Below are 17,614 nucleotides of genomic sequence, written 5' to 3' on the forward strand. Positions count from 1 at the left end.
GGATCACGCGCGCGCAACAATATTGCGGGATGCGCGGCTAACCCAGGAAAACAGGGAAGATAGCGGGCCGTAAAACCGGCTCTTGGCCTGTACTTTGTGTACTTTCGCGAGTCGCGGCCTCCGCCGTGTTGGAGCGCCTAGAACCAGCCCGCGGCTTCCAGCCCCGGTGCCTGCGCGCGCGCCACCGGCGCCTCGATCCCGCCGGTCAGTAGCAGCCGGACATTGCGTCCGTCGCGCCGGGTGCCGGTCACTGCTTCGCGCGCCACCCACCAGCTACGATGGACCAGCGCGCCCGGCATGCCGTCCAGCTCGGCCACGGCATCGCGCATCCGCATCAGCAGCAGGGTCGAGCCGTGCTGCGTGTGGACGCGGACATAATGGTCCTCCATCTCCAGCGCGATCGGTGCCGCGCGCAGGTGCGGGGGCAGGCGCTCGACCAGCCGGGGCAGTCCAGGCTCGCCGGTGGGTGCGGTCTGTACGGGGCCCGGTTCGGCACCGGCCATACGCCGCTTCCGGGTGAACCAGAACAGCGCGCAGACCAGTCCGCCGAGCACGGCGACGTTGAAATAATGGGCGATCCATTGCTCGAGCGTCGGCCAGCGCGCCGGGTGCCAGATCAGGTTGGCGGCCCAGACCACCACGCTCATCGGCAGGCTGACGAGCACGCTGGCGGCGGCCCATAGCGACCATTCGGGCAGGTCGAGCTTCGGGGCGAAATGGTTCGCGGCGGTCATCGCCGGGAAATAGAGGAAGTAGCCAGCATAGCTCATCGCCAGCCAGTAGAGCAGCCTGAGGCCGAACGGCGCCGCGAAGCTGCCGAACGGGCCGATCAGCGCCAGCACCAGGCCCACGCCGAAGATGATCGTGCAGTCGATCAGGATTCGCCGCGCACTGCCCAACTTCGTTCGTCCCCCGTCCCGTTCGCGCTTCGCCAAATGGCAGCGCCCGGCGCGCGCCTGCCCGCCCACGCAGCAATCGGCCCGGCGGCGCAGACGCGATTGTCCGACTGCCGCCACCGGCCATGCTGGTCCCGCCAATAGCGTCGGGAGGCAAGCAATGGCCAGTCATGCAGGGGTTCGGGAAGAAGTTATGGGCGGGACGAAGGATCTGTCGCGCCTTGCCAAGGGGGCGATGCTCGCGGTCGCCGCGATACTGGCCGGAGCGACGATGGTCGCGGTGGCGCGGGTGCTGATGGGCGTGGCGCCGTCCACCTATGAAGCCAGGCAGGTCGCGGTGCTGATCCACCTGTCGAGCGTGCTGCCGGCGATTCCGCTCGGCCTGTGGGTGTTGCTGGCGCGCAAGGGCGATGCCACGCACAAGCTGCTCGGGCGGATCTGGGCGGTGCTGATGCTGGTGGCCGCAGGCTCGGCGATCTTCATCCGGACGATCAATCATGGCCAGTTCAGCCCGATCCACCTGTTCGTCCCGCTGGTCTTCCTAGCCCTGTTCCGCGCCATCCGTGCCGCCCGGATGGGCCGGATCGCCGTGCACAAGCGCCTGATGTGGACGCTCTACGGCGCCGGGCTGCTGCTGCCGGGCCTGTTCGCCTTCCTGCCCGGCCGGCTGCTGTGGAACTGGCTGATGCTCTAGCCGAGCCCGGCCTTCCGCCTGGCCGCCGGCCTCGCCAGGTCGCGCGCCGCGTCCCGCCCGATCCAGCGTGCGGCGGGAAGCGGTACGGCGGAGAGCCGCTCGGCGAGCTCGCTGGCCGAGTGGTGCAGGGTGGGGTTGCGCATGCCGATGGCCCGCAGCGCCCAGCTCACCCCCTTCTTGACGAAGTTGCGGTCGTCGCCGGCATGGGCCTCGATCAGGGGCAGTGTCGCAAGGAAGGGTTGGTCCGGCAGCTTCTTCGCGTGCAACGCCAGCCCGGCGAGCAGCGCGAAGGCGCCGCGGCGGACGAATTCGCGCTCGTCGCCTGCCCAGCGGGACACGGCGTCCCAGGCCAGCGGGCTCTTGTCGAACAGGTCGAAACAGGCAGTGTCGCAGGTCGCCCAATTGTCGAAACCCGCTGCCCAGCGGTCCATGCCTTTGGCAGTGAGGGCGCTGGGCTCGCCGACGAAGCAGGCGAGCAGCCGTGCTTCGTAAATCCCGGCATCCCAGAGCTGCTCGGCGAGTGCCTGGTCCCGGCCGAACGCCCTGGCGATGCCGCGGATGGTGCCGACCTTGATGCCGATCACGCGGTCCGCCGTGGTGATGCCGAAGCGCGGCATGCCTTCGGCCACGCCCGGTTCGGCGGCCTGTTCGAGCAGGTGGAGCGCGTCGGCCAGCATGGCCGCAGGCTAGGCTCAGGCAGCGCTCTGGTCGATCCCCAGCTCGCCGAGCTTGCGGTAGAGCGTCGAGCGCCCGATGCCGAGCCGGCGGGCCACCTCGGTCATCCGTCCGCGATAATGGCCGATCGCCAGGCGGATCACATCGGCCTCGATCTCGTCCAATGCACGCAGGTTGCCGTCGGGGCGGAACAGGGTGACGCCGGCATTGTTCGCGCCTGGGGCCTGATGGCCATTGCCCATGGGGCGGCCGGCGGCGAGCTGGGCGATCTGCGGGAAATCCGCGCGGGTCAGCCCGTCATTGTCGCAAAGCACCGAGGCGCGGAACAGGGCGTTCTGGAGCTGGCGGACATTGCCCGGCCAGTCATAGCTGCCCAGCAGCTGGAGCGCGTCGTCGGTGATGCCCAGCTCGCGCAGGCCCGGCTGGTCGGCGATGCGGGCGAGCAGGTGGCGGGCAAGCGCCGGGATGTCGCCGGTGCGTTCGCGCAGTGGCGGGATCGTCACCTGGACGACATTGAGCCGGTAATACAGGTCCTCGCGGAAGCGTCCGGCCTCGACTTCGGCCTGCAGCGTCTTGTTGGTCGCGGCGATCACCCGGACATCGACTTCGCGGGCATGGCGCGCGCCGATCGGCTGGATCTCGCCCGACTGGAGCACGCGCAGCAGCTTGACCTGCGCGTCGAGCGGCATCTCGCCGATCTCGTCGAGGAAGATGGTGCCGCCATCGGCATCGGCGAATCGGCCGATCTTGCGCTCGAAGGCGCCGGTAAAGGCGCCCTTCTCGTGCCCGAACAGCTCGCTCTCGACCAGATTGGCGGGGATCGCCCCGCAGTTGATCGAGATCATTTCCTTCTTGTTGCGCGGCGAAGCGGCGTGGATCGCCTCGGCCACCACTTCCTTGCCGACGCCGCTTTCTCCCTCGATCAGCACGGGCACGCGGGCGCGGGCAGCCTTGGCCGCGATGGCCAGCGCCGCGCGGAACTGCGGCGCGCTGCCGACGATCTCGTCGAAGGCGAGCGGCGCGGAGAGCTTTTCGGTGAGCGGGCGCAGTTCGCCCGCGGTCTTGCCGCCGACGGCCGCTTCCAGCGCGGCCAGCAGGCGCTCGGCGGCGAGCGGCTTGACCAGGAAGTCGGTCGCGCCGGCGCGCATTGCGTTGACGGCGTTGGCGACCGAACCATTGGCGGTGAGCATCAGGATCGGCAGCTGGGGCCGGCGCTCGCGCAGCTCGGCGATCAGCGCCGCCGCGTCGGCGTCGGGCGAGGCGTGGTCGAGGATGATCGCGTCGAGCGCCATCCCGTCGGGTGTGCCCAGCGTGGCGATGCCGGTCTCGGCCTCGCTCGCGAAGATCGTCTTCCAGCCGCGGCGCGCGGCAATTGCTGCGACGAGGCGGCGCTGGGCCGGCTCATCGTCGATCAGCATCAGGAGGCGCTGGCCGTTGCGCGTCATCGCTCTTCCATGTCCCTACTGTCCCGTTTCAGGCCGACCGTGATAAAGCAGATGGGTAAAGGCGGGCTTAAGCTTGCTGAAGCTGCGGCGGGGTTGAGGGAGCCGGCGCTGGTGGCTACAGTCGCTGCATAAAGTTTCAGGGGAGAGACGAATGGCTGACACCGGTGACAATGCCGCGCAGCTCAAGGCGCACGAGCAGACGTGGAATGGTTTCAAGGCGATGATGACCTGGGGCACGGTCGGTGTTGCCCTGATCGCTGCACTCGTCGTCTTCCTGATCTCCGCCAAGTGAAGATCGCGGTCCTGAAGGAAGCCGCCGCCGGCGAGCGGCGTGTTTCCGCGACTCCGGAAACGGTGAAGAAGTTCGTCGGCCTCGGCGCCGAAGTGTCGGTCGAGGCCGGTGCGGGCGCGGATGCATCGATCGCCGACCAGGCCTATGCCGATGCTGGCGCCACCGTCGGCGCGCGGACCGCAACGCTCAAGGATGCGGATATCGTGCTCGGCGTGCAGGGACCGGATCCGGCCAACCTTGCCGGCGCGAAGCCTGGTGCCTGGATCGTCGCGGGGCTCAATCCATTCGGCGAACGCGCCCGGGTCGATGCCTATGCCTCGGCCGGATTCGAGGCGCTGGCGATGGAGTTCATGCCGCGCATCACGCGCGCGCAGTCGATGGACATCCTCTCCTCGCAGTCGAACCTGTCGGGCTACAAGGCAGTGCTCGATGCTGCGGCCGAATATGGCCGCGCCTTCCCGATGATGATGACCGCGGCGGGCACCGTTTCGGCCGCCAAGGTCTTCGTCATGGGCGTGGGCGTTGCCGGGCTCCAGGCGATCGCCACCGCGCGCCGCCTCGGTGCCCAGGTCTCCGCGACCGACGTGCGCGCGGCGACCAAGGAGCAGATCCTGTCGCTCGGCGCCAAGCCGATCTTCGTCGAGGCGATGAAGGGCATCGAGGGCGAAGGCACCGGCGGCTATGCCACCGAGATGAGCGACGAATACAAGGCCGCCCAGGCCGAGCTCGTCTCTTCGCATATCGCCAAGCAGGACATCGTCATCACCACCGCGCTGATCCCGGGACGCCCCGCGCCGCGGCTGATCAGCGATGCGCAGATCGCCACGATGAAACCGGGCAGTGTGATCGTCGACCTCGCGGTCGAGGCCGGCGGCAATGTCGAAGGCGCGGTCGCCGGCGAGATCGTGACGATCCACGGCGTGAAGATCGTCGGGCACAGGAACGTGCCGTCGCGTCTCGCCGCCGACAGCTCGGCGCTGTTCGCGCGCAACCTGTTCAACTTCCTCTCCGCCTTCTGGGACAAGGAGCAGGGCAAGCCGGTCCTCGACGAGGAAATCGGCAACGCCATCCGCCTGACTCAGGGCGGCAAGGTAGTGAACGAGAGGCTGCTCGGGTGAGGTCCGCCGTGCTTTTAGCGGCGAGTGTTCTGATGCTACTTCCCGCGACGGCTTTCGCTCAGGTTAAGTCGGTTCGCTTCGCGTGGAAGATGGCGGCAACGATTCCTGATGGGTCGGAACTGATCGTGGGCAAGAAGCAGCGGGTTGGTCTCGTCAAAATCGCGCCCGCTGGTGCCGTACGATTGAACCGGGATGTGATTGTGGACGGGAACGTCCTGATTCCAGTCGGCACGATCATGGCTCCTTCGGTCCTGCCCGGCCTAATCTATTGCGAAGTGTCCCGGCGTCCGAAGCAGGATTTCTTCAAATGCCTCGAGGACACCGATGGCGATCGTGTCCTGGACAATTATTCATCGACCTTCGCGCGGGAATATTATGCGGGGTCTACGGTCAAGTACGAGTATATGCTCGGCAAGTTCGATCCGTGGAACCATCACGCGCTTCCTGGGCCTTTGGCGCTGTCGATCTTCGAGGATGCGGATGGGCCGGTGGTGACCATGGAGCTCGATCTTATCGGCAATGGTAAGCGCAATAGCACCTTTCGCCTCTGCACTGCGCCGGTTGGAAGGATTGACGAGTTGTGCATGGATCCGTTCAGGATCGATATCGCCCAACTACCGGCATCGACCAAGTATTTCGGCCTCCAGCTGACTCTCACCAGCTTGGACGCAGATAGCGTGCATATCTCATTCGTGCCGCCAGCCATCGGATCAGTCTTGGACTGAGGCTGGGGCAACTGGGGAAATAACATGGACTTCATCTCGATCCTGTCGATCTTCGTACTGGCCTGCTTCGTCGGCTATTACGTGGTCTGGTCGGTCACGCCGGCCCTGCACACGCCGTTGATGGCGGTGACCAATGCGATTTCCTCTGTGATCATCGTCGGCGCGCTGATCGCGTCGGCTGCGACCGGTTCGGAGGTTGCCAAGTGGCTCGGCCTTGTCGCCGTGGCGCTGGCATCCGTGAACATCTTCGGCGGCTTCGCCGTCACCGAGCGCATGCTCGCCATGTACAAGAAGAAGGGCTGAGCCGATGCACGAGGGGGCAGCAATCAATCCCTGGGTCGCCTTCGCCTATCTGGTGGCGGGCATCTGTTTCATTCTCGCGCTGCGCGGGCTTTCCAGCCCGGCGAGCAGCCGGCGGGGCAACCGGCTCGGCATGCTCGGCATGGGCATCGCCGTGGTCACCACGCTGATCACGCACGAGATCGCCAGCCCGATCGAGCTGGGCGCGGCGATCGCGATCGGCGGCGTGATCGGCTTCGTAACCGCGCGGCGGATCGCGATGACCGCGATGCCGCAGCTCGTTGCCGCCTTCCACTCGCTGGTCGGCATGGCGGCGGTGCTGGTCGCCGCGGCTGCCTTCCTCAATCCGGGTGCCTTCGGCATCCTGGGTGCGGACGGCGAGATCCTCAGCGTCAGCCGGGTCGAGATGGGTCTGGGCGTGGCAATCGGCGCGATCACCTTCTCGGGTTCGGTGATCGCCTTCCTCAAGCTCAACGGCAACATGTCGGGCAAGCCGATCCTGCTGCCGGGGCGCCATGTCATCAACCTGGCCGTGCTGGCCGGCATTCTCGGCCTGGTCGGCTATTTCGTCACCGACCAGAGCCCCTGGGTGTTCTGGACGGTCACCGCGCTCAGCTTCGTCATCGGCTTCCTGCTGATCGTGCCGATCGGCGGCGCGGACATGCCGGTCGTGGTGTCGATGCTCAACAGCTATTCGGGCTGGGCCGCCGCCGCGATGGGCTTCACGCTGCACAACAGCGCGATGATCATCACCGGAGCGCTGGTCGGCTCGTCGGGCGCGATCCTCAGCTACATCATGTGTCGCGCGATGAACCGCAGCTTCATCAGCGTGATCGCCGGCGGCTTCGGTGCGGTCGCCGATACGAGCGGCGGCGGTGCGGCGATCGACCGGCCGTGGAAGCGCGGCTCCGCGGAGGACGCGGCCTTCCTGATGAGCCAGGCCGAGCAGGTCATCATCGTGCCCGGCTACGGCATGGCGGTCGCCCAGGCACAGCATGCGCTGCGGGAGATGGGCGACAAGCTCAAGGAGCACGGTGTCCGCGTGAAATACGCGATCCATCCGGTCGCGGGGCGCATGCCGGGCCATATGAACGTGCTGCTCGCCGAAGCGAACGTGCCCTATGACGAAGTGTTCGAGCTGGAGGACATCAACAGCGAGTTCGCCCAGACCGACGTCGCCTTCGTGATTGGCGCCAATGACGTGACCAACCCGGCCGCCAAGACCGACAAGTCGTCGCCGATCTACGGCATGCCCGTGCTCGATGTCGAAAAAGCCAAGACGGTGCTTTTCATCAAGCGCTCGATGGGCGGCGTCGGCTATGCCGGTGTGGACAATGAGCTGTTCTATCGCGACAACACGATGATGCTGCTGGCCGACGCGAAGAAGATGGTCGAGGAGATCGTTAAGAGCCTCGACTGACGCGGATGCCTGGAACGAATGGGGGGACTTGGCATGGCGAGCGTGGGTTCGATTCTGGGTGGTGCGTTCGGGCTGCTGCGCGAACGCCCCGGCTCGGTGGCGATCTGGGCGGTGACTTATTGTGTCGGCGCGCTGGCGATCTCGCTGGTGATGGGCTTCGTGGTGGCCGGCACGGTCATGCCCATATCCGCGGATCCCAGCACGGCGATGTCGGTATGGGCAGGGCCGATGTTCAGCCTCATGCTGCTCATGAACCTGTTGCTGCTATTCCTCGTCGTGGTGCTGATGAACGCGGTGTTCCGCGTGATGCTGCGCCCGCAGGAGGGTGGCTTTGCCTTCATGCGGATCGGGATGGACGAGTTCCGCATGTTCGGGCTGGTCATCATGGTCTGCGTCGCGGCGTTTGCCGCGATCCTGGTGGGTGAGCTGCTGCTGCTTCTGGTCATCACGGTGCTCGGCTTCGCGCTGGGCACGAGCATGATCACGGGGGCGATCTCGTTCCTGCTGTTCCTCGCCTTTGTCTGCGCGGTGGTCTGGGCGGAGGTGCGCATCTCGCTGATCTTCCCGCTTACCTTCCATCGCCGGCGGATCAGCGTCGATGCTGCCTGGGAGCTGACCCGCGGCCGCTTCTGGATGCTGTTCGCCTGCTATTTCCTGATCACGCTGATCTTTGCCGTTGCGATCGGCATCGTGGTGTCCTTCGTAATGGGCGATTACTTCGCTGCGCTGATTGCCGCCAATGGCGATCAGGAGCAGATGCGTGCTGCCGCCGAAGCATTTGCCGCACGGCAATTCGCCATGCCGCTGGTCAACCAGATCCTGTTCGGCGTGGTAGGGGCGATATTCTTTGCAGCGGGCCTGGCGCTGGGCCCTGGCCTGCTTGCCAGCGCCACGCGCGAACTTCTCGGCGATGAGAGCGAAGCTTCGGTATTTGCAGCCGAATCCGACGGATCAGTCGTGGACTGATCCGGAACGGACAGGCAATGATTCGGCCGCCTGTCCGGGTCGCGCCACAAGCTCCGAAACGGAGCGGATAGAGCAATCCGTTCCGGAGGCTGGGCCTCTCCGGGACATTCTAGCCGAGCAGGCGATGGCGAATTTTCCCGCGGCCCCCCTCCCGAACCGCGACACGCTGGCGCAGGCGTTCAACGCGCTGCTCGTTACGGGCGCGGGCAGTGCCGAGGTGGTGGAGGCCGCGACCATGGCGGGGATCCGGATCCGCGACATGGTCGATCCCAGCCATGCCGGGCCGTTGCTCGATGCGGCCCGGCTCGATCTTGTCCTGCTCGATGCGCGCGCGGTGGCGGAAGCCCCGTTGCTATCGCTGCTCGATACCCTGGCGGCGCGCGATGGCCAGGCCGGACCGGCGCTCGTCGCGATCTTCTCGGCTGATCGGATCGACCTTGCCGGCCCATTGCTCGGGGTCTCGCGCACCCAGCTTCTTTGTGACCCGAGCGCATCCGAGCTGCTCGCCGCGCTGGTGCTGGCGCGTGCGCAGGGCGAAGCGACGCCGCATGCTTCGTGGAATGATGTCACTCGCGATTCGGAGACCGCGCGCCTGCGCCGGCTCAACGAGGAAGTCGCGCGGATCGCCGATGCGCTGGCACGGCTGACGCGGGGCGAGCTGGCCGAAGAAGACGAGATCGAACGACGGACAGGCGTCCGCGCGCCGGACCTGGGCTATCGCGGGCCGGATGAGCCGGTGCCCGATATCGCCTCGGCGGAGATTCGGGCGGTGATCCGGTCACGCCGTCTGCGCGGACAATATTTCGAAGCGGAGCTGTTCGCCGACCCGGCCTGGGACATGCTGCTCGACCTGTTCGCGGCCAGTCTCGAGCGTCGGCGCGTATCCGTTTCCAGCCTGTGCATCGCGGCCGCGGTGCCGCCGACCACGGCGTTGCGCTGGATCGGCACCATGCACGAGGCCGGCTTGTTCGGCCGCGAGGCGGATCCAGGCGATCGCCGCCGTGCCTATATCGTGCTGAGCGAAAAGGCGCTTGCGGGCATGCGCGCCTATGTCGGCGCGGTGCGCCGCGCGGGGCTCGGTCTGGTCTAGCGCGCCAGTGGGGGCTTGCCCCGAGGCGCGGGCTTTGGCATCGGGGCGCCACCGGCATCATGCCCGGGCGCTTAGCTCAGTTGGTAGAGCATCTCGTTTACACCGAGAGGGTCGGCGGTTCGAGCCCGTCAGCGCCCACCATCCCCCGATATCGCAGCCGATGCGCGGTTCAATGTACCGGCGCGGGAGCAGTGCCCGAGCCTGTGGTGACCGGGGGCGTGGCGGTGCCTGTTGCAGTTCCTGAGCCGGTACCGGTTCCCGATCCGCTCGTCGGCGGCGGTGCGGTGCCGGATGCCGGCGGGGGTGGCGTCGATGTGCCGCCGCCTGTGGTTCCGGTTCCGCGTGGCGTAATCGGCGCGAGCGCGGGCGGCGTCACTGTCTGGGAGGGGGCGAGGCTCGATGCCCCGCCCGTGGGCGTCGGTGTCGGCGGGTTGGCGGCGCCATTGGCGGTGATGCGGGCGCGATCGGTCTCCGCCGCGATGGCCGCCTCGCGCTCCGGATTGAGCGTGTTGAGCCGCAGCCGCTCCACGGTGTTCTGCGAGGCGATCCGGTCGAGCGGCACCTGATCGGTGCGGAAATGCAGTTCCACCGAACTGTCGAGATCGGCCGAGACATTGGTGCTCTCGTTGGTGGTGACGTCGTCGGTGCGGACATAGCCGATCGTCGAGTTGACCGATGCCGATGCGCTCCAGAAGCCGAACCCGCCCGAAGCGCTTGCGCCCACCGTGGTGCGGGTGTCGAAGCCGCTGTGCTCCTGTTCGCGCGCGGCGGATTGCGCGTCGATGTGGAAGCGCATCGAGGCGGCGATGCGGCCCGAATCGATCACGATCCGCTGCATGCCCATCTGCACCATCGTCGCCAGCATCTGCTGGCGGTTGCGGGCCAGGCTGCTGCGCACGAACGGGATCAGCTGCTGGGCATCGGTGCCGGGGATCGCGGTATCGGGCTCGAGGTTGAGGGCTGCGCGCACCGCATCGACCGTGGGCGGGGCGCCGACCGGGATCAGGCGGACCGGATCGGGGGTGTCCTCGGGGTCGGGGATGTCGCGGGGGTCGGGGGCTTCGGGTTCCTCGATGCGGAAGCTCTGGGGGAACTGGTCGGCGATCCAGCGCTTGGCGGGGTCGTCGCTTGAGCCGCCGGTGGAGGCGAAGCCGTCGAGGGACTGGGAGACGCCGCGGACCAGCTCGATATATTGCTGGAGCTGCTGCTGGTTGGTGTCGACCATCGCGCGGAAGATTCCGTTCACCAGTTCCGCGACGAATCGCGGGAAGCTGATGGCCCGCAGAACGGCGTGGGTGGTGCCCGCCACGCCGGCTACCGCGGTGCCGGAATAATGTTCGCCGGCACTCATGCCGGCGGCGACCGCCGGTCCCCCTTTTCTCGGCGCCGCCTCGGCTTCGAAGAGCTGGGCGGCATGGGCGATCCGCACCAGCGCGTTCGCGATTTCGCGCTGGTCGGCGGTGGGGAGGGATTCGAAACCCTCGGCGCCGACCAGCGAATCGCGGACCGCGCCGCGTACTTCCGGCGGTGGATCGGCCAGCGCCACCACCGCTCAATTCCCCAGGTCGCGCCAGCTGGCGGACGGAGGTGCCGCCCCATTCTGCCCCCGCACGATCGACAGCGTCTCGTCGACCCAGTCGACCGCCGAATCGACCACCGGATCATTGGGCTGGACCAACGCCCCGCCCGCCGTCTCGATCGTGTCGACATGCTCGGCCAGCCAGGCCAGCACCGCCATTCCGGCACGGCCGCGCCGCAGCAGGGTGAGCGTCGGCCGCGGCGTGCGGCGGAACTTGCGATCGATCGCCCCCACCGCGTCCCAAAGCGTCCGCGCATGCAGCAGCGTGCGCACCTGCCCGTTATTTAGGATCGCGATCGCCTGAGACAATGTGTCGAGGATCTGGCGGGCGAGCATCAGCACCATGCCGCTGGCCGCGCCCGAGACATTCTCGGCGACCTGGATCACCGCCTGGCGCGCGCGCCCCTGGCTGCCGCCGTCCGCGGCCTTCATGATCGCGTCGCACAGGTTGAGCAGCAGCTCCTCGAACTCGCCATTGGCCCGCGCGCTGGCATCCTCCGGACCCGTCGGCGCCCCGAACAGCCGGCCGAACAGCGACAGCCGCTCGGCCTCGTTCGGCCGCTCGTCGCGGCTCTGCCAGAAGCGCTCGACCGCCGGCGCGGCATCGCCGATCTCGCCGTCGAGCGCGCCGGTGCGCATCAGCCGGGTGAAGTCGTCCGCCGCCTGGATCAGTCCCGCCATCTCCAGCGTCGAAGCGAGATAGAGGCTGGCGATCGCGCGGATCTGCGTCGCATCGGCGCGCGCGGCCGGCGGCAGCTCGATATCGCCGAGCTCGGCGAGCATCGTCGCATGGGCATGGGCCGAGAGCAGCAGCCGCTCGGCATCGTCGACCGCGCGGACCAGGCCGAGCGGCACCGAGGTCTCGGCTTCGAGCGCCAGGGCAAGGGCATTGGTGTGCAGCATCGCTCAGGGTCCTGCCGGGGCGGGGGTGGGCGCGGGCGCGGCGGCACCAGGCGCGGGCGGGCGGGCGGCACCGCCACGTGGCGGCGGCGGGATCGAATTGCCCTGGATCGCGCCGATCATCTCGGGCGTCGCCATCTTCTCGAGCGGCAGATAGTCCGACTTGAAGTTGACCCGCACCTCGCCCTGCATCTTGGCGGCAAGCTCGAGCTGCGATTCGCTCGTCTCGTTGACCGCGGTGCTGACGGTGGCGACATGCGACTGCTCGTTGACGTTCACCGAGCCGCCGCCAAAGCCGAGGAAGCTGCCGCCGAACGCGCTGACATTGCGGTTGCGGCTCGACTGGCGGTCATAGGCCGAGGCGCGATAGTCGCGCTTGGCCTGGTCGGTCGCGCGCATGTCGAACTTCACCTTGGCGGTGATCGAGCCGTCGGTCACCACGATCCGGTTGATCCCCAGCATCACCATCGAGGCGAGCAGCTGCTGGCGCGACTTGGCCATGACGATGCGCGCGGCATTGACGAAGCCGATCTCGGTCTCCTCCTCGCTCAGGTCGGACGGGGCCGGGCCGCTCATGCCGAGCGTCGCGTGGATCTCGCTCAGCGCGGCTTCCTCGTCCTCGCCGGTGACGCGCAGCTTCGACTTGCCGCTATCCTCGTCGACGTCGAGCGCGAGCAGGTCGGGGAAGCGATCGACCATGTAATCGCGGCCCTGACCCATGCCGATATTCTCGGCCATATATTCCTCCGCGGTCTTGGCGACGGCGGAGATCAGCTCGGCATAGGCGCGCATCTGCTCGATCGTCGTTTCGACGATCGACTTGAAGACATTGTTGATGAGCCCGCCAACAAATGCAGGAAAATCAACATTATGGACGAGATTTGTGAACTGTTCGGTGCCCTGCGCGGCGGCACCGGCGACGAAGTCCTTGCCCGCGAAGCCGGGGGATTTGGAGAGGTTCTGGCGGGTCTGCTCGTTCGCGTCGGCGAGCCCGCGCGCGGGCGCGGCCATCGCACCTGCCGCAGGTGGCGGGGCCCCCAGCGCCGTGTCCTCGACCACCCCGGCGGGATCGTCGATATAGGCAAGCACCTTGACCATGTCGTTGGCGAGCTTGGCCTGTTCGAGGCTGCTCAGCATCGCGAAGGCCGGGATGCCGGTGAGCATCGCCTGCACCTTGGGGCGGACCCGGGCGATCGCGGCGGGCGTCATGCCGCCAGGGCCGCCGTACAGCGCCGGCGCCTGCGGATCGGGCTCGGAGGCGAGGGCCTGTGCCATGGCTCAGGCGTGCGCCGGTGCGGGCGCCGGCGTGGCGGCGGGAGCGGGCGCCGCCGGCGCCGGGGCCGGTCCCGGCGTATATTGCGGCTTGTTGTGATCGACCGGCTTGGAGCGCATCTGGATCGCCGCGATCATCTCGGGCGTCGCCATCTTCTCGAGCGGCAGATAGTCCGACTTGAAGTTGACATCGACCAGGCCGGCCAGGCTGGCCTTGGCGCTGATCTGGTCGGTGCTCTGGTCGCTTGCCACCGCCTGGGCGGTCATCACCGGCTTCTGCGAATATTTGTATTTGCCCTTGGTGTAGTAATCGGAATCATAGTTGCCGCTGTAGCTCGACTTCCCGCTCTGATAGCTGCCGCTGTAATCGCCCTTGCTGGTGCCGCCGCGCTCGCTCTCGCCTTCGCCGTCGGTGGTGACGGCGAGGTTGCCCGAGGCGTCGCGGGCATAGTCGCGGGCCATGGCGGTGCGCGACAGGGTTCGCTGGCTCGACGCGTTGAAATCGTAGAGGATCTTCGCCTGGATCTTGCCGTTGGTGACGACGATGCGCGACAGGCCCATCATCACCATGGTGGCGAGCAGCTGCTGGCGCGACGTGGCGATCTGGCCGCGCGCCGCCTTGATCAGCGTTTCCTGCACTTCGGGATCGGTGACGTCGATCGAATCGATCTCCTTGTCGGCATGGCTGCCCAGCGTGTCGCGGACGCGCTGGAGCCCGGCATCGAGATCGGCGCCGTCCTTGATGCGCAGCTGCGCGGCGCCGCCCCCGGAGAAAGCGTCGGCGCCGATATCGAACAGGTCGGGGAACTGCTCGCAGAGCTGGTCCTTGCCGTCATCCGAGGTGGTGTTGTCGTCGCGGAACTGGTTGAGCGACTTGGACACGTCGGAGACCATCTTCGAATAGGCCTCCATCTGCTGGATGTTCGAGGTGATGATCGAGTTGAAGACTCCGTCGATAAGTCCCGAAACAAACTCGACAAAATTCACTTGCCGCATGAATTCGCCGGCGGCCTGGGCACCCGCCATCAGCGATCCGGCGGAGAATTCCTCCTTGCCGATATCGTCGACCGCCTGCTTGTTCGATTCCCACTGGCTCTTTTCCGCCATCGGCTGCGCGGTGACCGACTGAGTGCCGGCCTCGGCCTGGCCGACCAGCGCATCGGCGATCAGCGCGGTATCCCGCGCCACCTGCATCTGCGTGTCCGCCGGCAGCTGGTGGAAGGACGGGGTGGCGGCGAGCATCTCGCGCACCTTGGCGCGCACCTCGGGCCGGGGCGTCGCCTCCGGGGCGACAATAGCGGGAGCGTTCATCTCTTCGATCCTCGACTGGCCGGCCGCAGCCGGCACCTCCTGTCTCAGGCAGCGGCGGGCATCGGCGCGCCGACCAGCGACGCCGCCGGGCTGATCTCGAACTCCACCGGGCGGAGATAGAGCTTCACCTTGGGCGGGCCGCTGGGGCCGATGCGGATGCCCAGGATGGTGAAGCGCCCGGGCCAGACATCGTCGGCCGGGGTGAAGGCTTCGAGGAAGCGCTCGAGTGCCGCCAGCTCGCGCGGCCGCTCGCGCAGGTTCATCGTCAGCAGCTGGAGGAAGTTGGGCGGCACATCCGGGATCGCATCGAGCATGATCTGCAGATCGAGCTCGACGCCCTGGGGACTGCGCCCGAACGCGACCAAGGCCGCGCCGTCGGGCACGTCGAAGCGGCCGCCGAGCGCGACGCCGACGATCTGGAGGATGCTGCCCAGCCGCGCGCCCAGCCCAAGCTCGTCGAGCATCGGCCGCATGTCGGTGATGCGGAAGCGGTTGGTGAGCAGGAAGGTCACCCATTGGCTGCCATAGTCGCGCCCCGCCACCAGCGTGGTGAACACCGGACGCAGGCCGGGCATCGCCGCCATCGCCTGGCCGATCAGCCGGGCGAGCGCGGGATTGACCTCGTTCATCGGATTGCCGTTGCCGCCCTCATAGGTGACGGTGGCGCTTTCCAGCCCGCCCTGATCGAAGCTCGATCCGAAAAAGGCGCCGTAGCGCAGGCCGCCGGCGCGGGTGAGGCCGCGCTGGCTCTCGCTCGCGCCGTCGAACCAGTGCAGCGCCTCGCGGCCGAAATTGTCGCCGACCAGCCGCCGCATCTCGCGGCTGGCCATGTCGCGCCGCTCGCAGCCCGACGCCTCGGGACCGAGCGGTTCCATGTGGAAGGCGAGCGCGCGGCTCTGGTTCGATCCGAACACCGGCTCGATCGGCGCCGCGCCGGGAACCAGCGCGTTGGCGGCATAGCGCGGATCGCCCATCGGCAGATCGAAGCTGTCCTCGAGCATGCGCCCGACGAAGCTCAGGGGGTTGGCGGTGCGCAAGGTGCGCGAGGCGCTGAACAGCCGCCCCTTCACCTGCGTGCTCAGTGGCTCATAGCCCATGGCGATGCTCCTTCCGCCCGGGGGTCAATAGCCATAGCCGTTGCGGGCATGGCCGTTGGACTGGGGTGCCTGGGCATAGCCCATGCCCATGCCGAGCCCGGCGCTGTCGAGCAGGTCGCGCGCGATCGACGGGATCTGGATCGGCCGGCTCGTCATGTTCGGGGCTTCGCGCGGCTGCGACATCTGCTCGATGCGGCCCTCGTCCATCGCCGAATCGGCGAGCCACATCTCGCAGGCATTGACCAGGTCATAGTCGTTGGGGTGCGACACCGCCGACTGGCCGCGCGGCCGGGTGGGCGGATTGCTGACCACGCCAAGATCGATCATCGGCGAGGTGGGATCGCGCAGCCGATCGTTGTTGTTGGCGATCCAGCTGCTGATGATCGCGCCGCTGGTGGCGAGCATCCGGTATTTGGAGCTGTTGCGCGCGCCGCCAAGCTCGGTCTGGGCGACCTGGTCGATCACGCCCCACATGTCCTTCTGCCCGATCGCGAGGAGCAGCTCCTTGTCCTGGAGCAGGCTGATCATGTCGTTGATCTGCTTCTGCAGGTCCGCGGCGGCATAGAAGGCCATGCCATAGCCGTGCAGCGACATGTTGGTGGCGAGGTCGCGCGCGGCCTTCTTCACCTGCTGCTGGTTGACCGCCATCGGGGTGGCAGCGCGGATCAGCGCATCGACCCGGGCCTCGCGCACCAGGGTGGAGACCGAGGAGACGAAGCGCAGCCACAGGTCCTGGAACTCGACATTGACCTTCACGCCGGGCTGGCCGGTCGGCAGGCCGAGCATCATCGCGTAGAAGCCCTGGCGCTCGCTCTCGCTCATCCGGTTCGGCGCCTCGCGCCAGTAATTGTAGAGCTGGGTGCCGGCCGGTCCCTTGATCAGCGCGAGGTCGCCGCGCTGCGACATCTCGACCAGCTTGTCGACGACCTGGAAGGCCTTCAGCTCCTCGAAGGCCGAGGCGAAGATGAACGAGCCCATCAGCTTGCAATGGCTGGCGACGACTTCGAAGGCGGTGGTCGCCTCGAGATCGGGCAGGTCGATCAGCACGTCGTGCATCGCCTGGTCGTCGCCGAGCGCCTGGACCTTGTCGAACTGGTCCTCGACCAGCCGCTTGAGGTTGACGTCATGGGCGGTGACGCCGCGGCCGACCAGCCCCTCGAACACCTTGGCATATTCGGCGCTGGAGACGCCGGGCTCCTTGCGGTCGCCCTGGATGTTCACCGCGGCGCCGACCTGCTTGAGGGTGCGCTCGGCCAGCTCGGTGCGGCCGGCGATGCGGCCGACGGCGCGGAACAGGCCCTCGCCGAACTCGGCGGTGTTCGGATCCTCGGGATCGGGCTGCGGGGTCTTGCCCGAGACGACCAGCCGGGGCAGCGCGGTGCCGTTATACTGGAGCAGGCCGAGGATCAGGCCGACGCGGGCGACTTCGGCGTCGCGCTCGGCCTCGGTGGCCTTGTCGCCCGCCATCTCGGGGAATTGCAGCACGCCCTGCTCATGCTCGACGGCGCGCGGGCGCAGGCCGCTCTCGGCGGACTTGAGCGCGGCGCGGGCGGTGGCGAAGAGCGGGTCGAAGTAGAATTTGCCCTTGTCGCTGTCGATCAGCGCCTTGAGCTCGCGGACGCGGGCGAGCTCGGCGGCGTCGGTCTGGCTGAGCTGGCCCAGCTTGGCGAGGCGCGCGGTGAGGTTGTCAAAGCTGCTGGTGATCGCTTCGCGGGCGGCCTTTTCACGGGCGGCGATGTCGACGAAGCGGATGGTCGGGATCAGGATGTCGGCCATTTGAGGGTTCCTTTCGAAAATCTTGGTCCATCTCGGGGAGGGCGCGGGGCGCCTTAGG

General features: G+C 67.5%; 17 protein-coding genes and 1 tRNA gene. 9 read left to right on the forward strand and 9 right to left on the reverse strand.

The window, feature by feature from the left end:
- Positions 1–137: 137 nt before the first annotated feature.
- On the reverse strand, positions 138–899 hold the full coding sequence (locus HNP52_RS06105; RefSeq protein ID WP_184163876.1) for a LytTR family DNA-binding domain-containing protein: 762 nt from the start codon (positions 897–899) through the stop codon (positions 138–140).
- A 190-nt stretch (positions 900–1,089) separates the two neighbouring features.
- Here HNP52_RS06105 and HNP52_RS06110 point away from each other — a divergent pair, with 190 nt between their 5' ends.
- The gene (locus HNP52_RS06110) at positions 1,090–1,590 is read left to right on the forward strand and encodes a DUF2306 domain-containing protein (RefSeq protein ID WP_184163879.1); all 501 of its coding nucleotides are present in this window, start codon (positions 1,090–1,092) and stop codon (positions 1,588–1,590) included.
- On the opposite strand, the gene HNP52_RS06115 is transcribed toward HNP52_RS06110, so the two are convergent.
- Both HNP52_RS06115 and HNP52_RS06120 read right to left on the reverse strand, forming a co-directional pair.
- Entirely contained in the window at positions 1,587–2,267 is a 681-nt protein-coding gene (locus tag HNP52_RS06115; RefSeq protein WP_184163881.1) for a DNA alkylation repair protein, read from the reverse strand. The genes HNP52_RS06110 and HNP52_RS06115 overlap by 4 nt on opposite strands.
- Before the next feature lie 15 nt (positions 2,268–2,282).
- Positions 2,283–3,710, reverse strand: a complete 1,428-nt coding sequence (locus HNP52_RS06120) for a sigma-54 dependent transcriptional regulator (RefSeq protein WP_184163883.1) — start codon at positions 3,708–3,710, stop codon at positions 2,283–2,285.
- A gap of 151 nt (positions 3,711–3,861) precedes the next feature.
- Here HNP52_RS06120 and HNP52_RS06125 point away from each other — a divergent pair, with 151 nt between their 5' ends.
- From HNP52_RS06125 to HNP52_RS06160, 8 genes are all read left to right on the forward strand, one after another.
- Positions 3,862–4,002, forward strand: coding sequence for an aa3-type cytochrome c oxidase subunit IV (locus HNP52_RS06125; RefSeq protein ID WP_184163885.1), 141 nt, complete (start codon positions 3,862–3,864; stop codon positions 4,000–4,002).
- Positions 3,999–5,120, forward strand: coding sequence for an NAD(P) transhydrogenase subunit alpha (locus HNP52_RS06130; protein WP_184163887.1), 1,122 nt, complete (start codon positions 3,999–4,001; stop codon positions 5,118–5,120). The genes HNP52_RS06125 and HNP52_RS06130 overlap by 4 nt, the downstream gene beginning before the upstream one ends.
- 89 nt (positions 5,121–5,209) lie before the next feature.
- A complete protein-coding gene (locus HNP52_RS06135) occupies positions 5,210–5,845 on the forward strand; it encodes a hypothetical protein (RefSeq protein WP_184163889.1) in 636 nt (211 codons plus the stop codon).
- A gap of 24 nt (positions 5,846–5,869) precedes the next feature.
- Positions 5,870–6,148 (forward strand): NAD(P) transhydrogenase subunit alpha, encoded by a 279-nt coding sequence (locus tag HNP52_RS06140; RefSeq protein WP_184163892.1) that lies wholly within the window; start codon positions 5,870–5,872, stop codon positions 6,146–6,148.
- Between the two features lie 4 nt (positions 6,149–6,152).
- Positions 6,153–7,565 carry an NAD(P)(+) transhydrogenase (Re/Si-specific) subunit beta gene (locus tag HNP52_RS06145; RefSeq protein WP_184163895.1) on the forward strand — a complete coding sequence of 471 codons (1,413 nt, stop codon included), beginning with the start codon at positions 6,153–6,155 and terminating at the stop codon, positions 7,563–7,565.
- 33 nt (positions 7,566–7,598) lie between these two features.
- Positions 7,599–8,531: a hypothetical protein gene (locus HNP52_RS06150; protein ID WP_184163898.1), complete on the forward strand. Its 933-nt coding sequence runs from the start codon at positions 7,599–7,601 to the stop codon at positions 8,529–8,531.
- Positions 8,532–8,655: 124 nt separating this feature from the next.
- Positions 8,656–9,621 (forward strand): hypothetical protein, encoded by a 966-nt coding sequence (locus HNP52_RS06155; RefSeq protein WP_184163901.1) that lies wholly within the window; start codon positions 8,656–8,658, stop codon positions 9,619–9,621.
- 65 nt (positions 9,622–9,686) lie between these two features.
- Positions 9,687–9,762: transfer RNA gene (locus HNP52_RS06160), tRNA-Val, on the forward strand.
- 28 nt (positions 9,763–9,790) lie between these two features.
- Here the strand turns inward: HNP52_RS06160 and HNP52_RS06165 are convergent.
- Genes HNP52_RS06165 through HNP52_RS06190 form a run of 6 tightly spaced genes read right to left on the reverse strand, consistent with a single transcriptional unit; the run spans position 9,791 to position 17,556 of the window.
- On the reverse strand, positions 9,791–11,170 hold the full coding sequence (locus tag HNP52_RS06165; protein WP_184163904.1) for a hypothetical protein: 1,380 nt from the start codon (positions 11,168–11,170) through the stop codon (positions 9,791–9,793).
- 3 nt (positions 11,171–11,173) lie between these two features.
- Positions 11,174–12,103, reverse strand: coding sequence for a hypothetical protein (locus HNP52_RS06170; RefSeq protein WP_184163907.1), 930 nt, complete (start codon positions 12,101–12,103; stop codon positions 11,174–11,176).
- Positions 12,104–12,106: 3 nt separating this feature from the next.
- Positions 12,107–13,375 (reverse strand): hypothetical protein, encoded by a 1,269-nt coding sequence (locus tag HNP52_RS06175; RefSeq protein WP_184163910.1) that lies wholly within the window; start codon positions 13,373–13,375, stop codon positions 12,107–12,109.
- Between the two features lie 3 nt (positions 13,376–13,378).
- The gene (locus tag HNP52_RS06180) at positions 13,379–14,683 is read right to left on the reverse strand and encodes a hypothetical protein (protein WP_184163913.1); all 1,305 of its coding nucleotides are present in this window, start codon (positions 14,681–14,683) and stop codon (positions 13,379–13,381) included.
- 44 nt (positions 14,684–14,727) lie between these two features.
- A complete protein-coding gene (locus HNP52_RS06185) occupies positions 14,728–15,780 on the reverse strand; it encodes a hypothetical protein (RefSeq protein ID WP_184163916.1) in 1,053 nt (350 codons plus the stop codon).
- 24 nt (positions 15,781–15,804) lie between these two features.
- Positions 15,805–17,556: a hypothetical protein gene (locus HNP52_RS06190; RefSeq protein WP_184163920.1), complete on the reverse strand. Its 1,752-nt coding sequence runs from the start codon at positions 17,554–17,556 to the stop codon at positions 15,805–15,807.
- Positions 17,557–17,614: the final 58 nt, after the last annotated feature.

The organism is Sphingomonas kyeonggiensis (assembly GCF_014204495.1).
In the GTDB taxonomy this organism is placed as follows: domain Bacteria; phylum Pseudomonadota; class Alphaproteobacteria; order Sphingomonadales; family Sphingomonadaceae; genus Sphingomonas; species Sphingomonas kyeonggiensis_A.